9 protein-coding genes are annotated in these 16,039 nt (G+C 64.0%); 1 reads left to right on the forward strand and 8 read right to left on the reverse strand.

Features of this window, described 5'->3' with window-relative positions; translation table 11 throughout:
- Window positions 1-27 precede the first annotated feature (27 nt).
- The 8 genes from rpmF to alaC form a co-directional block, all read right to left on the reverse strand.
- Entirely contained in the window at window positions 28-204 is a 177-nt protein-coding gene (gene rpmF / locus CCR95_RS11435; protein WP_014776615.1) for a 50S ribosomal protein L32, read from the reverse strand.
- Between the two features lie 118 nt (window positions 205-322).
- The gene (locus tag CCR95_RS11440) at window positions 323-913 is read right to left on the reverse strand and encodes a YceD family protein (protein ID WP_201094415.1); all 591 of its coding nucleotides are present in this window, start codon (window positions 911-913) and stop codon (window positions 323-325) included.
- Window positions 914-948: 35 nt separating this feature from the next.
- Window positions 949-2,409 (reverse strand): sigma-54 dependent transcriptional regulator, encoded by a 1,461-nt coding sequence (locus tag CCR95_RS11445; RefSeq protein ID WP_242523190.1) that lies wholly within the window; start codon window positions 2,407-2,409, stop codon window positions 949-951.
- 338 nt (window positions 2,410-2,747) lie between these two features.
- A complete protein-coding gene (gene recD / locus CCR95_RS11450) occupies window positions 2,748-4,928 on the reverse strand; it encodes an exodeoxyribonuclease V subunit alpha (protein WP_201094417.1) in 2,181 nt (726 codons plus the stop codon).
- The gene (gene recB, locus CCR95_RS11455) at window positions 4,928-8,875 is read right to left on the reverse strand and encodes an exodeoxyribonuclease V subunit beta (RefSeq protein WP_201094418.1); all 3,948 of its coding nucleotides are present in this window, start codon (window positions 8,873-8,875) and stop codon (window positions 4,928-4,930) included. The genes recD and recB overlap by 1 nt, the downstream gene beginning before the upstream one ends.
- Window positions 8,872-12,558 (reverse strand): exodeoxyribonuclease V subunit gamma, encoded by a 3,687-nt coding sequence (gene recC / locus CCR95_RS11460; RefSeq protein WP_201094419.1) that lies wholly within the window; start codon window positions 12,556-12,558, stop codon window positions 8,872-8,874. The genes recB and recC overlap by 4 nt, the downstream gene beginning before the upstream one ends.
- Window positions 12,559-12,979: 421 nt before the next feature.
- Window positions 12,980-14,296, reverse strand: a complete 1,317-nt coding sequence (locus tag CCR95_RS11465) for a homoserine dehydrogenase (protein ID WP_201094420.1) — start codon at window positions 14,294-14,296, stop codon at window positions 12,980-12,982.
- A gap of 80 nt (window positions 14,297-14,376) precedes the next feature.
- On the reverse strand, window positions 14,377-15,564 hold the full coding sequence (alaC, locus tag CCR95_RS11470; protein WP_201094422.1) for an alanine transaminase: 1,188 nt from the start codon (window positions 15,562-15,564) through the stop codon (window positions 14,377-14,379).
- A gap of 75 nt (window positions 15,565-15,639) precedes the next feature.
- Here alaC and CCR95_RS11475 point away from each other — a divergent pair, with 75 nt between their 5' ends.
- Window positions 15,640-15,813 carry a hypothetical protein gene (locus CCR95_RS11475; RefSeq protein ID WP_201094423.1) on the forward strand — a complete coding sequence of 58 codons (174 nt, stop codon included), beginning with the start codon at window positions 15,640-15,642 and terminating at the stop codon, window positions 15,811-15,813.
- Window positions 15,814-16,039 lie beyond the last annotated feature (226 nt).

The raw sequence follows: 16,039 nt of genomic DNA on the forward strand, positions 1-16,039 counted from the left end.
GAACGATGCCAAAGCGACTTGGTCCGGTCACTCCGACTTGTCCACAACCTTGCGGCCACGGTAAAAACCGTCGGGGGAAACATGGTGGCGGAGGTGCGTCTCGCCGCTGGTGGGGTCGACCGACAGCGTCGGCTTGCTGAGCGCATCGTGCGAGCGACGCATGCCGCGCTTCGAAGGAGTCTTGCGATTTTGCTGGACAGCCATCTCTAAATCTCCGGGCAGGACACGGAAAGAAAAACCGCGGCCGTGCCTGCTAAACGTTCATGAAATACGGAATGGTTCTTGTGGACGGATACCGACAGCGTCTCGTCACCAGCGAACCCTACTTCGAATCGCCTTGGTTACACCTGATCCCTGCCAGTACAGCGAATGGGTGAGGTTCTTCGCGCGACTTGTCATGACCGGATGCCAGCGTCGCTGCGTTCGTCGCCAGATCCGGGGGTTCGGGATTCACGTCAACTCCCAATATCTCCAGAGGTTGGCAGAGGCCATCGCCGTGCCTCGGAAACATCGGAATCGCAAGCAGCAGCTCATCCTCGATCAAAGCCATGAGATCCATCTGCTCATCAGCCACCAGAAGCGGATCGAGATCTTCTGGAAGCTCGCCCGCCATCTGATCGGTCCTGATCAGAGCCAGACGAAGCGGGACATCGACCTCGATCTCGACCCCCCCGAGACAGCGCTGACACGGCACGCGCAGACACGCGAGGATCCTCCCGACCACAAGGTCACGGCCATCCCGTCCGCGCTCGAAGCGCAGTTGGTAAACTGCCCGAGCTTGCCGATCCTCCACGCAGCCGAGAAGGGCCGTCGCCAGCCGCGGAAATTGGCTTAAGGCAACCTCACCGGCGAACGAAAGGCCATTTTTTACCGCGCGCCAAGGATCGAGATGTACAGGTAGGTCTTCCGGCATAAGCGCGCAAATTTAACCGATCGATAGCATCTTCGTCAATTCGCCTGAGTCCTTTGTGAACGGGCAATCGAAAGCTTCGCATCGGATGCGCTCGCAAGCGGCCCCTGGGCATCCGAGCCGCCAGATGGGTCAGCCTCGGCAAGGGAGCCGACTTCATATTTTCGGATCAAACGATAGAGCGTTGCACGGGACACGTTCAGTCGCCGCGCGGCTTCGGAAACATTGCCGGCGGTCTGCCGCAGGATTCGGTTCAATAACTCATGCTCGGCGCGTGATCGAACGAAATGCAGCGAACCATCGTCGCCATCGCTCAACAGACCGTCAAGCCCAAGGTCATCCGCGCCGATCAAAGAACGTTCACAGGTAATCACCGCGCGCCGCACGCGGTTGATGAGTTCACGGACATTCCCCGGCCAGGTATGCAGCCGCATCGCTCTCCATGCGTTCTGGCTAAAATCCTTGACGTTGTGGGTGCGCTCGTGGAAATGAATGTTGAAGGCATGGCGAGCGAGAATCTCGAGATCCTCGATCCGATCCCGCAATGGCGGCAGCGTCAAGAGCAGGACATTCAGCCGATAATAGAGATCCTCGCGGAATAGACCTTCCTGAACGGCCCGCTCGAGATTGGCATTGGTGGAGGCAATGATTCTCAGATCGAACTCGATCTCGGCATGCCCCTCCACTCGTTGCCCCCGACGATCCTGCAGCACGCGCAGTAGGTTAACCTGAAGCTCAGATGGCAAATCCCCAATCTCATCGAGAAAGATGGTTCCTGTATTGGCCGCTTCGAGCTTCCCGATCACCCGTCGGTCGGCTCCGGTAACAGCACCCTTGTCATAGCCGAACAGTTCCGATTGGATCGGCGACGACGGGAACGCCCCACAGTTCACCGTGACGAAGGGGCCTTTCCTGCGTCTCGACAGGGCATGAATCGCAGAGGCCGTCAGTTCCTTACCGGTCCCTGTCTCGCCAAGGATGAGCACCGGCGCATCCGATGCCGCAAAGGTGACGATGGATCGTCTCACCGCGCTGATGTCGTGACTGAGGCCGACGAGGCCAAACTGCGATGACGAGTCATCCGTCAAGCCATTCGTCTTTTGACGAAGCGCGGTCATTCCGCAGGCGTGCCCAAGGGTCACGGTCAATCGATCAAAGGGTACCGGCAGCGTACTGAAATCGTAGCAGAATCGAGAAATGGCCTGGCGGATCCCCGGATGCTGCAAGCTATGCGGAGAAATCAGCGCGATCCAATTGAAATTACCGCCGGAAACATCGGTTAATTGCGAAAGAAGGCGCACGTCCGCCTCCGGATCGCTGATCTCCACAAGCCCGACAGAGAGATCCCTGCCGCGGCAGATGTCGCATGCCTGGCTGACGCTATCCGCAATGAAGGTGTTCCACCCTGATTCGCAAAGCCATTGCATCATCTCATTTTGTGGTTTTTTTGCCACACAAATAAGGTTGCGTTTACTCTCCGAATCGGCATTTCCTAACATTTGCATTCGTCGTCAGCCCCCTCTTTTATTGTGTGACTGAATGGATTTCAAGGATTTGACATGATGAAAATCCCAACCACAGTCAAGTTCGTAGCCACATTTCGATCCCGGTCAATCGCGAGAAAAACCAATAAAAATTAAAATCTTCGGCCAACGCTATTTGGCCGCTTATATGACAATATTTTGAGACAGGATAAACGAGGGGGGCTGCGTTCAAATATCCGTAGGATTACGCAATGCGAGGCTATCGATGCTTTTGGATCGCGCACGACAGAGAAGGCAACGAGAACAACTCCGTCAAGCCCGCCCGCTTGCCGTAAAAGTTGAGCGCAACTGCTTCAAGCATCATTGAAGTCATCGCGACTCTGTCCCCTGGAAAGACCGATCCCACTGACGCGCCGCACTCGGCGTTCCAGCGCGTCGCCCAGCACGGACGGTTCGCGATAGAGCAGCGTGAAGGTGTGTCGCGAACGGGTGATGCCGGTATAGACCAACTCGCGGGTGAGGACCGGATTTGACGTGTCCGGCAGGATGAGCGCGGTGTGATCGAATTCCGAGCCCTGGGATTTGTGCACCGTCATGGCAAAGACCGTCTCCACCGCTTGCAGACGGCTAGGCAGAATCCAGCGGATGCCGCCGGAACCATCGCCGGCGGGAAAGGCCACGCGCAACGCGCGACGCCTTGCCCCGGCTTCCTGGCGCGCCCCTTCGACTCCGCTCAGGGCCAGCGGCAGCGCGAGCGTGATGCCGATGTCGCCGTTCATCAGGTGCAGGCCATAGTCGTTACGGGTGACCAGCACCGGGCGGCCGGCGAACCAGTGGCGATCCGTGCCCGCCGTCCCGAGGGCGTCGCCTCCACTCAGCAGTCCGGCGTCCTTGAGCACCGCGACGATCCGTCGGTTCAGCCCTTCCACGCCCCAGGGCCCCTGACGCAGCGCGGTGAGCAACTGAAACCCTTCTTGTGCCTTGAGGATGTCGCGCGCCCACTGATCCAGCGCGTCTCGGGTGGCGTCATCGCCTGGATCCGCGTCGCGCATCCGGGTCAGAGAGGCGCGATAGCCGTCGCGGACCAGGGCAGCGAAGTCCGGGCTGTCCGTGTCGCGCAGTCGGATGGCGGCGATCCGACCAAGATTGCCGTCACCGAGGCTCGGCTGGCGCTCGAATAGCGCCAGAACGGCGGACAGACGCGCGGTCGGCGGCGAGCGCGCCGGCGGATCGTCGTTGACCAGCGCGGCGAGCGCCCCGATGCCGCCTTCGGGCTTGAAGCGATAGCTCTTGCGCAGCATGACGATAGCCTGATCCAGCGGCTCGCCGGCGTCGTCGAGGTGCGTGTCGGGAATGGTCGCTCCCGTCACCCGGTACAGCCAGTCGCGGGTGGCCGGGAGATAATGCGCGGCGCGCGCGCGCTGACAGAGATCGCCCAACACCGCGCCCGCCTCCACCGAGGCCAATTGGTCCTTGTCGCCCAGCAGGATCAGGCGCGCATCGGGGCGCAGCGCCTCCAGCAGACGAGCCATCATCTCCACGTCAACCATTGATGCTTCGTCGACCACCACCAGATCGGCCGGGAGCGGATGGCCTGCATGATGGCGGAAATGGCGACTGTCCGGGAGCGAGCCGAGCAGCCGGTGCAGGGTCGTCACCTCGGTGGGGATTTCGCGGCGCACCTGTTCGCCATTCGGAACGGCGTCGAGCGGCAGGTCTGCCACCCGCGCGGCGATGGATTCGTTCAGACGCGCGGCGGCCTTGCCGGTGGGTGCGGCCAGACGGATCCGCAGCGGCGGCTGGCCGCGCCCGATGGCCAACCCTTGCAGCAGCGCCAGCAGACGCACCACGGTGGTGGTCTTGCCGGTGCCCGGACCGCCGGTGACGATGGCGAAGGCGTTGCGGGCCGCCAGCGCGCAGGCGATCTTCTGCCAGTTGCAGGGATCGGATGCCGCGCCCTGGTCGACGACGAACAGCGCATCGAGCAGTGCGCGCAGGTCCGTTTCCGGCAGTTCGAGCCGCCGGTCGAGACGCGCGCCGATCCCGGCGAGGATACGTGATTCGTAGCGCCAGTAACGCCGGAGATAGAGCAGCGGTCGCTCGGGCGTGCCTTCCAGGACAAAGGGCGATGCCTCGTCGTCGGTGGCGGCGCGGTCGAGCCGGTTGTGGACGGCCGGGCTGCGGCTCAGGCGTCTGACCCAATCCGCTAGCGTCAGTCCGCGCAGGAGAACACTCAAGTCGGCGCGCACCTCGGCGGCGGTATCCGCGTCATCGCGCAGCCGGGTGAGCAGGGCTTCCGGGTGCTGACGGGCGCCGGCAAGGTCGAGACAGACATGGCCGTGTCCATTGCGCTCGCTGGTCAGGGCCACGGCAAGCAGCACCGCCGCGTCGGTCTCCGGTCCGTGTCGATGGATGAAACGGGTCAGGGCCAGATCCAGCGCGCGCAGGGCGCCGGCATCCACCCAGACGCGCAGACGGGCGAGCAGATCCTCGGCCTCGGCAGGCGCAAACAGATCGAGCGTCAAGGTGTCCATCAGACCACCTCCCGGTCGGCCGTCGTCTCGCCAGCCGTTCTTTCTCCGGCGAACAGCCGGTCCAGCGTCTCGATCAGAATCAGCGGCGGTTTGTCCATGAAGAGCCCTTGACTGGCGCTGTAACCGCCGCGCAAAAAGACATAGACGGCCCCGCCGACATGTCGGTCATAGTCGTAATCGGGCAGACGCGCGCGAAGCTGGCGGTGCAACGCGAGCAGATAGAGCACGTACTGCAGATCGTAGCGGGCGTTCAGAATGGCCTCGCGCATGGCTTCCGGGGTATAGGCCGCGTCGTCCGGTCCCAGCCAGTTGGATTTCCAGTCCGCCACGTAGTAACGGCCCTGGTGCTCGAACACCAGATCGATGAAGCCCTTGAGCATGCCGTTAAGTCGATTGGCGCCGATGCCCGGACGCGGGTGTCCGGCCAGACAGTGCGTCCAGACCAGCCGATCCAGCGTCTGGGTCTGGACGGCGCGGCTCTCCAGCCAGAATTCCATCTCGACCTGGATCCGTTCGGGCGCCAGATCGCACAGGGCCAGTGTGGGCGGTTGGCCGTCGGCATCCGGCAGTCCGTCGAGCACCCGGGGCCGGGCGAGGAAGTCCGCCAGCCATTCGTCCAGCGGCTCGATCCAGGCAGTGAGTCCGCGTAGATTGCAGCGCTGTCCCAGCATTTCCAGGCGCAGCGTTCGCGCTTGGGCCGTTGCCGCGTAGCCGCGCAGGATCTGCCCCCGGTCGTCGCGCGCGCGCTGGTTCGCGGCCCATTCCAGGATGCCATGCAGAAAGGTTCCCTGGCGGCTGCCGCGCGGGAAGGCGTGCAGATGGCGATCCTTCAGGGGCTTTGCCGAGCGCATCGAACCGAGGTCATCCGCGTCAGCCGCTCGGATCGTCTGATTGAGTTCTTCCATAGCGGTCTCCTGCGTGGCCGTCTCCACCGACGGCCCCGGCTCGGATCCTTGCGTCTGATCGGAAAGAAGCGCCGACGCGGCCTCCTCCGACCCGATCTCTTCCCGCGCCACGATCCGCAGAGACGAATAACTGGCGATCCACCAGGACGGGGGACGGCTCTTCGGGGCCGGACGCGCCAGCTCCAGCGCGACCGCCGATGCCGGGGCCAGTCGCTTCACCGATGGGGACGGCGCCGGCTCGATCCGCATCGATGCACAATCCCCCCGCAGTCGCGCCAACGCATCCAGGATGTTCTCCGGGGTCTCGAACGGCTTGCCGCCATTGAGCACATGACCGATGGCCGACTTCTCCAACTGGGGCTTTTTCGCCGTGCCGCTCTTGAGCGGCGCGATCCCGAGCCAGAGCGCATGCCGGGCGCGGGTCACGGCGACATAGAGCAGGCGCATGTCCTCGCTCAGACGTGCATCGTCGGCGGCGGCCCAAGCCTCGTCAAAGCGGGCCTTTGGCGCCAGTTCGAGCAGGGTTCGCGGGCCGGCGCGATAGGGAACCTGCCGGGTATGACCATCCACTGCCCGCCAGGAACAGATGAAGGGCAGCAGCACCAGCGGATACTCCAGCCCCTTGGCTTTATGGATGGTGACGATCCGCACCCGTTCGGCATCGCTCTCCAGGCGCTGGATGAATTCGTCGCCCGACGCGCCGACATGCTCGGACAGGTGCCGGATCAACGCCTGTTCGCCGTCGAGCGCGGTCGCCGACTGTTGCAGCCATTCGGCCAGATGCAGCAGATTGGTCAGAATGCGCTCGCCGTTGCCGCGTCCGAGCAGCCGCGCGGGCAACTCGACGTCCTGCATCAGGCGCCGCAGCATGGCGAGCACGCCTTGACGCCGCCAGACCTGCCGGTAGCCGCGAAAACGCTCGATCTGTGCTTCCCAGGCCAGTTCGTCGCATTGCAGCCGCGCGAGCTGTTCCAGCGGCACGGCCAGGGTGTTGGTGCCGAGCGCCGAGCGCACCAGAGTCTCGTCGGTGGGCGCGGCGCAGGCCCGCAGCCAATGCAGCAGATCGCCCGCCTCCTGGGTCTGAAAGACCGAATCCAGATCCGAGAGATAGACGCTGTGAATGCGACGAGCCGCCAACGCCTCGCGCATCGCGGCCGCTTCCGTGCCGGTGCGTACCAGGATGGCGACGTCCTGCGGGCACAGGGGGTGATGTTCGCCCTCATGCTCGAAACCGGCCTGCCCCGCCTCGGCCTGACGCAACCAGTCGACGATCCGGGTCGCCGTCGACTCGGCCATCCGCCGGCGATAGTCGTCGGGCGAAACCGGATCGGGGCCGTTGTCCAGGGTCCAGAAGGTCAGCGCGGTCGCTGCCTCGCCATTCAGGATTAGACGCTCGGCGCGGCCGCTGGCCTCGACGATCTGATAGGGAATCGGATGCTCGGTGTCGGTCTTAAAGCGGAAGGCCCCGCGCGCCTGTGTCTCCGCCTGCTGAAACAGCCGGTTGCAGGCGTCCACCATGGGCTCGGTCGAACGGTAATTGACGCCCAGGGTGTAATGCCGCCCCGCAGTTGCCCGGCGGGCATCGAGATAGGTATGAATGTCGGCCCCGCGGAAGCCATAGATCGCCTGCTTGGGGTCGCCGATCATGATCAGCGCGGTGTCCTCGGGCGGCTCGGCCACTTGGTAGATGCGATCGAAGATGTGGTACTGAACCGGGTCCGTATCCTGGAATTCGTCGATCAGGGCCACCGGGAACTGGCGTCGGATGGTCTCGGCCAGGCGTTGCGCGTGACCGCCATCCCCTGCCCCGCCCCCGACCCCGCTGGGACTCAGCGCCGCATCGAGCTGACGCAGCAGGTCATCGAATCCCATCTCGGCCTGGACGAGCAGACGGCGTTCCAGTTCGCGTCCGACCCAGCGCGCGGCATGGGCGATCAGACAGGCCTCGAAGGACGGTTCCGGCTCCTCCGGCAGAGGCGGTTTAGCGCCCGCCGCCTGCCAGTCGGCGATCGACTGGAAAGCTGGATGCGTCATTTCGGTCGTGACTTTCGCGGTCTTCTTGAACTTGAATGCGCCCTGGACAAAGCTCTTGAGCTTCGTCGGCGCCGCGCCGCCCTCGGACCAGGCGGCAATCTCGGCGAGCAAGTCGTCGAAGGGCTCCGCATGCGTGCTCCCGTGCGTGGTCCCATTGAGATGGGGACGCAACTCGCGCAGATGCGTTTCGAGCGTCTCGCGATCCGCGTGCCACAGATCCCGGGCCGCCTGCTCCAGGACCGCGCGTTCCGCGTCCAGACGCTGACATTCCGCTTCCACGCCCTCCTTCGCGTTCAACCACTGACACTGGCGGGCCAGTGGTGCGTCGAGCGCATCGCCGGAGAGCGGTTCGCCCTTGTAGGACAGAACGGCCTCCCGGCGCTGGAGCCAGGTGGCGAGCTTGTCGCGCAGGGCATCGGGAGACTTGACGACGCCCAGGACGCAGCGCACCTGCGCCGGCGGCAGCGGGTAGAAGTGCACACGCCAGTAATCGCGCGTCACCTCGGCCAGCAGATCGGTCTGATCGGTGACCAGTTCCCGCTCGAACAGACCGCGCGCGTCGAAGGCATGTTCCTGAAGCATGCGGTAGCACCAGCCATGAATAGTCGAGATCATCGCCTCGTCCATCCATTCGGCGGCCAGACGCAGCCGACACGCGCAGCCGGGCCAGTCTTGCGGCGCGTAGGTCGCGCGCAAATCGTGCAGCGGATTCTCGCCGGGCCGGATAGTCGACGCCGTGTTGGGCTCGGCCTCGAAACACACCGCCGCCTCGACGAGACGCTGCCGAATCCGGTCGCGCAATTCCTTCGTGGCCGCGTCCGTGAAGGTGACGACCAGAATCTCGGGCGGCGTCAGTGGACGGTCGAAGGCGATCCCATCCCCGCCGTGCCCAAGCACCAAACGGGTATAGAGCAGGGCCAGCGTAAAGGTCTTGCCGGTGCCGGCGCTGGCCTCGATGAGTCGACTACCCCGGAGCGGAAAGGCAAGCGAATCGAGCCTTTGGCTCATGATGACGGTCCCTCTTGATCCAGACAATGGCGAAACAGCGGCCGGTAAAGCCGGTCGATCAGCGGCTCGAAACGCGCGTCCGCGCCGAGTTCCGCATAGGTCGGCCAGAAGCGGGCATAACCGGGATGATCCTCCCGCTCGCCCGCGCGGTTGAAGCCACCCTCGTAGGTCGAAAACGGACAACTCTTACCACCCTCGCGCGCCCGCAGCACCGCGAAGCCGGTCTTGCAGGCCAACGGCGGCAAGGTCGTCAGCCCCTCCAGAGACGACTCCAGAAGCTGGGTCAGCAGGTCGCGCGCGGACTCGGCGTCCAGCGGCGCGAGCCTGAAATCGGTGTCCGGTCCGAGAAGATGCGTCGTGACCGGCCCCTCAAGCTGGGCGGCCAGATGGAACGGCCAGTGTCGCGCCAGGTGATACCACTTAAGGTCGTTCCCCTCATAGAGTCGACTGGCCTGCAAATGTAACCGCACGCGGTTGCCCGCGTCGTCCTGGCGCAGATCGTTCAGGCTATCGTCCAAATCGATGCCGATCCCCGCCAGCCGGATCGTCCGGGCGGGACAGACCAGCGGATACTGTTGCAGAAGCGACCGATAGGTCTCGACCGGTTCTTCCAAATCCTTGACCAGCGAATCGGTCCAGACGCCATCGAAGGGCGGCAGGGGCAGACGACCGGCGCGCGCGAGCTGCCGGATCGTCGCGCGCAGACAGACTTGCGGATCGGCGTCGGGCTGCTGTGCCAGGGTGTGTTCCACCGACTGGATCATGACGTTGCGCATGCCCCAACTCCCGAGGCCGTCGAAATCGAACACCTCGTCATCCTCGACGGCATCGGCGTCCTCGGTGAGATAGAGCGCGAGGCGCCGGGTATAAAACGTCTTGACCGGATGGCGCAGAAAGCCACCCAGCGCGGAGAGTCGAACGGGGGCATCCAGGTCGGGCGGAGCGAGGGTCGGCGGACGCTCCGGTTCGGTGTCGGAAAAGGCCCCCGGCTCGATTCCGGAATCGCGGTCGGGATCGGATCTGGAATCCCGATGCACCGCCCGCCATTCGCGCGCGTAGGTAAAAAGACGCGACGGGCGATCCGACTGGAAATAGCGGCGGCTGAAGGGCTGCAACGGATGCTCAGTGGTCAGCGCGTCGAGGAGCGTCGCGCCACTCTCCGGGTTGGCCAGCCGCCAGCCGGCGGCGAGATGGTCGCGTAACTGACCGACCAGCACCGAGGGCGGCCGCACCGAGTTGTCCCGAATCCCGCGCCCCACCCAACTGATCACCAGCCGCTCGCGCGCCGACAGCAGCGCCTCCAGGAAAAGATAACGGTCATCCTCGCGGCGCGAGCGGTCGCCCGGTCGATAGTCGTTCGCCATCAGGTCGAAATCGGCCGGGCGACGGCTACGCGGATAGTCGCCGTCGTTCATGCCCAACAGCCAGATCTGACGAAAAGGGATGGCGCGCATCGGCATCAGGGTCGCGAAATTCACTGCGCCGGCCAGAAACCGCTGGGTCAGGGTCGGTTCGTCGAGAGCGGACAGCAGCGCGTCGCGCACCACCTCCAGCGGCAGGGTCTCCGTGCGCGCGCCGCCCCGCCGACAGTCCAGCGCCCAGCGCTCCAGCGCCTGCTGGACCTGGGCGATGGCGAGCAGATCGGCCTCGCCGTCCGCCGCGAAGGCGTCATCGAGCAGTTCGCCGATCAGCGCCGTCCAGGCGTCCGGCGCGCGCGGGATCTGAAGTTGATGCCAATAGCCTTCCAGCATTTCCAACAACTGCACCAGCGGCCCGACCAGCGCCGCTTCCAGACCGCCGATCTCGTCATAGGGCTCGATCGCCTGCCAGGGACCGCTCCGCCCCGTGGCGAAGCCGAGCAGCATGCGTTGCAGACCGAAGCCCCAGGTGTTTTGCGTCAGCCCGGCCGGCAGCCCAAGACTGGCGCGCTGCGGCGCATCCAGCCCCCAGCGGATGTTGGCGCCGCCGATCCACTGGCGCAGTCGGGGCAGATCGACCTCGTCGATGCCGAAGCGCTCGCGCAGGGCCGGAAGATCGAGGAGATCCAACAGCTCGCTGACGGCAAAGCGCGAGCGCGGTAGATTGAGCAGGGTCTCCAGCCCGATCAACAGCGGATTGCGATGACGCTGTCCCTGATCCGAGAGATGAAACGGGATGTGGCGCGGATCGTCCGGCGCCAGACGCCCGAAGACCGCCTCGATGTGCGGGGCATAGGGATCGATGTCCGGAACCATGATCAGCACGTCGCGCGGGTGCAGCGGATCGCCTGCCTGGGCGGCCTGCTCGAAGGCATCCAGCAGTTGATCGTGAAGGATTTCGACCTCGCGCTGCGGGCCGTGGGCGATCAGGAATTCGAGACTGCGATCGGTCCGGGGATCAATGGCGACAGCCAACGCCTGACGCTCGTGCAGCGGGCGCAGTTCCAGGATGTCATCTTGTAACTGTTGCAGCAGCGTGGCTTTGCCGGGGGATTCGCCAGCGGATTCCAGGGGGGACTCGAAAAGATCGATATCCATGCTAGCGGCCTGGAAATGCCCCTCGTAGTCCTCGCGCCGGTCGTGCTCGTCGAGCAGTCGGATATAGTCCCTGCCCTGCTTGCCCCAAGCCGCCAGCAGCGGATGACCGTGCAGATGGAGTTGGGTCTCGTCGACATCCATCGGCACCCTTCGACTCCGCTCAGAACAGGCCCCGCGGGCGGAATAACGCCGATACTCGCGCCGGAACAGCTCCCGACCCTCGACGATGTCGCCCCAGTGATGCCGACTGGGGTTGTGCACGAACAGCATGACCTGCGAGAAGGGCGCGATGGCCTCCAACACCTCCAGCGACTGGCGCGGCAGGGAGGAGATGCCGAAGACGATGACCCGCCGGGGCAGACGGTCCTGGGTGGCGTCGAACAGCGCGTCCGGATGGGTCTTGGCCCGCTCCAGGAAGGCGCGATGAATCTCGGCGCGACTGGCATGGCCGAACGCACCCGAATCGGCGCCCGCCTCCCCCGCGACATCCCGCAGCAGACAGCGCCAGAGGGGCGGCTGCCAGCGCTGCGCGTCGGGCAGCGGATCGCGGCGACCGTCCGGACGGATCAGGACATCCTCGCCGGCCTGCCAGGCGGCCAGCCAGTCGGCCCGATAGACTTGATACTGATCGAAGAGATCGGCGAGACGCAGGGCCAGTTGATACCGACGGCGCGGGTCGGCGTCGCCGTCGAGAAATCCCAGAATTGGCGCCAGACAGTCGGGATTCGGCAGTTGAGCGGCCAAAGCATTCCTTCGACTCCGCTCCTCGTACTGAGCGGCGCCGAAGCAAGGACAGGCGAGATCGCCCAGCAGTCGATGCAGCCGCCAAGTCATGGGCGCCTTGTCGAAAGCGGAACTCTCCGGCAGATCGCCAAGCACGCGGCGATACGCCTGCCAGATGAAACGCCCCGGCAGGGTCACTTCCAGCGCGGCGGCAATCCCGCAGCCGCCCGTGAGCGCGTCCTCGGGATTCGCGGCCAGGGCCAGCTTGAGCCATTGGGCGATGCCGTTGCTCTGCACCAGCACCACCTCGTTCTCCAGCGGATGCAGCGGATGCCGCCGCATCCAGGCGACCAGGAGCCCGCGCAACGCCTCCAGGCGGTTGCCCTGGATCAGCATGAAACCGGTTGGCCAGTCTCCGCTGCCCGCGATTTTCCGATCGTCCATCAGCCACTCCGTTCGAGGAACCATGATTCCGAGCGCGCATTGGAACCGCAAAGACACCAGAAACACAAAAGAGCTCAGCGCGTCCCGGCTCCGGCATTCCGGTCACCGCCGCGCGGCCAAGCACTGACGACGCTACAATGCCAGGCAGGATCGCCACCTCCCGAGGCCCATCATGCAGCGTCGCAGACTCCCGATCGGCATCCAGACCTTCGCCAAGATCCGCGAGGACGATCATTACTATTAGGACTTACGAAGTGACAAGCGACATGCTTTGTAGCCTGAAAAACACATGTAACTACATTCCGTTAGTCACTAGCGTTATACCGAACGACGAGGCTTTGATTTTTAAGCAATGTGGGGCCAAAACCAAAAGGGTACGGGAAAACGTGGCGCGCGTGACAGGGATTTCGGCGCCGCTGTACTAGCCGGACAGGCTCTCCATCCGAATCCGCATCACCGCTCCCTGCACCGATTCCAGCGCCTCGATCCGCGCGATGGCTTCGTTCATCCGGCCCTCGACCACCCGATGGGTGAGCATGACCAGCGGGACATGCGTCTCCCCCTCGCCCGGCTCCTTCTGCTTGATGGCCTCGATGCTGATCCCCTCCTCGCCCAGGATGCTGGCGATGCGCGCCATGACGCCCGGCTGGTCGAGCGCGGACAGACGCAGATAGTAGGAGGTCTCGATGTCCTCCATCCGCAGCACCGGCGTATCGACCAGTTCGTCGGGCTGGAAGGCGAGATGGGGCACGCGGTTGCCGGGGTCGGTGGTCAGTGCGCGCACCACGTCGACCAGGTCGGCGATCACGGCCGAGGCGGTCGGCAGGGCGCCCGCGCCCGCGCCGTAGTAGAGAGTCGGGCCGACTGCATCGCCCTTGACCAGCACCGCGTTCATCACGCCATCGACATTGGCGATCAGACGACGCTCCGGAATCAGGGTCGGATGGACGCGCAACTCGATGCCGCTCGGCGAGCGTCGCGCGATCCCGAGATGCTTGATGCGATAGCCCAATTCGGCGGCATAGGTGACATCCAGCGCGCCGATCTTGGAAATGCCCTCGGTAAAGCAGCGCTCGAACTGTAACGGAATGCCAAAGGCCAGCGACCCCAGAATGGTGAGCTTGTGGGCCGCGTCGATGCCCTCGACATCGAAGGTCGGATCGGCCTCGGCGTACCCGAGCGCCTGCGCCTCGGCGAGCACGTCGGCGAAATCCCGGCCCTTGTCGCGCATCTCGGTCAGGATGAAGTTACCGGTCCCATTGATGATCCCGGCGATCCATTCGATGTGGTTGGCGGCCAACCCCTCGCGCAGCGCCTTGATGATGGGGATGCCGCCGGCGACCGCCGCCTCGAAGCCGACCGTCACGCCCCGTTCCCGGGCGGCGGCGAAGATCTCATTGCCGTGACGGGCGATGAGCGCCTTGTTGGCGGTGACGACATGCTTGCCGTTGGCGATCGCCTTCAGAACCAGCTCGCGCGCGGGCGAATAGCCACCGATCAGTTCGACGACGATCTGAATCTCGGGATCGTCCACCACCGCGAAGGCATCGTCGCCGATCCGCCCGACGCGCTCCAGACCCTCGATGGACGCGGGGTTGTAGTCGCGCGCCGCGGCATGGGCGATCTCGATGCCGCGTCCCGCGCGCCGCGCGATTTCGTTCGCGTTGCGGGTCAGCACGGTCAAGGTTCCGCCCCCGACCGTTCCCAAGCCCAACAATCCGACCTTCACCGGTTCCATTCATTTCACCTCGATTCAAACAACATCATCCCACTCAAAACGCCTAAAAACACTTCTTAAAAGCAGGCCTCAAGCCGCTTTCAAGAATGGCGGAACATCTCCTTGATGCCGCGTACCGCCTGCCGCGTCCGATGTTCGTTCTCGATCAGACCGAAGCGCACATGGCTATCGCCATACTCGCCAAAGCCGATCCCCGGCGACACCGCGACTTTGGCTTCGCGCAACAGTTTCTTGGAAAACTCCAGCGACCCCATATCCCGATAGGGTTCCGGAATTGGCGCCCACACGAACATGGTCGCCTTGGGCGGCTCGACCGCCCAACCGGCGGCATTGAGACCGCTGCAGAGCACATCGCGCCGGCTCTCGTACATATCCCGGATCTCGGTCACGCAGCCCTGCGGGCCTTCGAGCGCGGCGATGGCCGCGACCTGAATCGGCGTGAAGGTGCCATAGTCCAGATAGGACTTGATCCGCGCCAGGGCGCCGACCAGGGTCCGGTTGCCACACATGAACCCGACGCGCCAGCCGGGCATGTTGTAGCTCTTGGACATCGAGAAGAACTCGACCGCGATCTCTTTGGCACCCGGAATCTGGAGGATCGAGGGCGCCTTGTAGCCGTCGAAAACGATGTCGACATAGGCAATATCGTGTACCACCCAGATGCCATGCTCGCGGGCGATGTCGATGACCTTCTGGAAAAAATCCAGCTCGACGCACTGCGTCGTGGGATTGCCGGGAAAGTTGATCACCAGCATTTTCGGCTTGGGCCAGGATTCCTGGATCGCCTTCTGGAGTTCCTCGAAGAAATCCACCTCGGGCGTCAGACGCACATGACGCACGTCGGCGCCGGCGATGATGAAACCATAGGGATGGATCGGATAGGCCGGGTTGGGCACCAGTACCGTATCCCCGGCGCTCATGGTCGCCAGCGCCAGGTGGGCAAGCCCTTCCTTGGAGCCGATGGTCACGATCGCCTCGGTCTCCGGATCCAGATGGACATCGAAGCGATCCCGATACCAGTGACAGATGGCGCGTCGCAAACGGGGAATGCCGCGGGACATCGAATAGCGATGGGTATCCTTGCGAACCGACGCCTCGACCAGCTTGTCGACGATATGCTGGGGCGTGGGCTGATCCGGGTTGCCCATCCCAAAATCGATGATATCCTCGCCTCGGGCTCGTGCCTCCGCCTTCAACTCGTTGACAATGTTGAAGACATACGGCGGCAACCGCTTGATGCGGTGGAAATCTGACTCGGGGGCAACCACTGGCGACCTCTTGGTGTTGGCGTGGACTGAAGGCATAGAGTCTACAGTCGCGCCGATGCACAAACAACGCATGCCATGATGAACCAGCAATTCCCGTTGGCCGCCGAGAGGCACGACGATGAGGAGTCGGGGCCGTGGCTGAAAATCGGCAGGCGCGCGGGCACCTCGCTGCGAAGCAGCGCGGCGATTGAATTGGCTTGCTCTCCCCTCGAAGACGACACCGCGAGCATGATCGATCACGGCACGTAGCCAGGAGGTGTCCTGCACCAAAGGCGATCTGCGGTGGGCGGGGGATGGCGCGATTGAGGTTCCCCCGAAATTTCGTCTTCCAAGGGTGACGTCAACTAACCCGACTTCGGCTATTCAGCGTCTTTCGCGCTGCAACCCGCTGATTCTTCGTTCCTCGAAGAAAAAGGTCGGCACTACAGGCGATCGCTCAAGCGCTCTGTGATAGTCGCTCGGAGGTGATCCTCGG

Origin of the sequence: Thiocystis minor (assembly GCF_016653465.1) — a bacterium.
GTDB classification, from domain to species: domain Bacteria; phylum Pseudomonadota; class Gammaproteobacteria; order Chromatiales; family Chromatiaceae; genus Chromatium; species Chromatium minus.

What these genes read in the sequence shown, in the direction of transcription:
- recC (WP_201094419.1), bottom strand. Translation starts at nt 12,558, where the DNA reads ATGGACGATCGGAAAATCGCGGGCAGCGGAGACTGGCCAACCGGTTTC.
- recD (WP_201094417.1), bottom strand. Translation starts at nt 4,928, where the DNA reads ATGGACACCTTGACGCTCGATCTGTTTGCGCCTGCCGAGGCCGAGGAT.
- recB (WP_201094418.1), bottom strand. Translation starts at nt 8,875, where the DNA reads ATGAGCCAAAGGCTCGATTCGCTTGCCTTTCCGCTCCGGGGTAGTCGA.
- rpmF (WP_014776615.1), bottom strand. Translation starts at nt 204, where the DNA reads ATGGCTGTCCAGCAAAATCGCAAGACTCCTTCGAAGCGCGGCATGCGT.
- CCR95_RS11440 (WP_201094415.1), bottom strand. Translation starts at nt 913, where the DNA reads ATGCCGGAAGACCTACCTGTACATCTCGATCCTTGGCGCGCGGTAAAA.
- CCR95_RS11465 (WP_201094420.1), bottom strand. Translation starts at nt 14,296, where the DNA reads ATGGAACCGGTGAAGGTCGGATTGTTGGGCTTGGGAACGGTCGGGGGC.
- CCR95_RS11445 (WP_242523190.1), bottom strand. Translation starts at nt 2,409, where the DNA reads ATGTTAGGAAATGCCGATTCGGAGAGTAAACGCAACCTTATTTGTGTG.
- CCR95_RS11475 (WP_201094423.1), top strand. Translation starts at nt 15,640, where the DNA reads ATGATGAACCAGCAATTCCCGTTGGCCGCCGAGAGGCACGACGATGAG.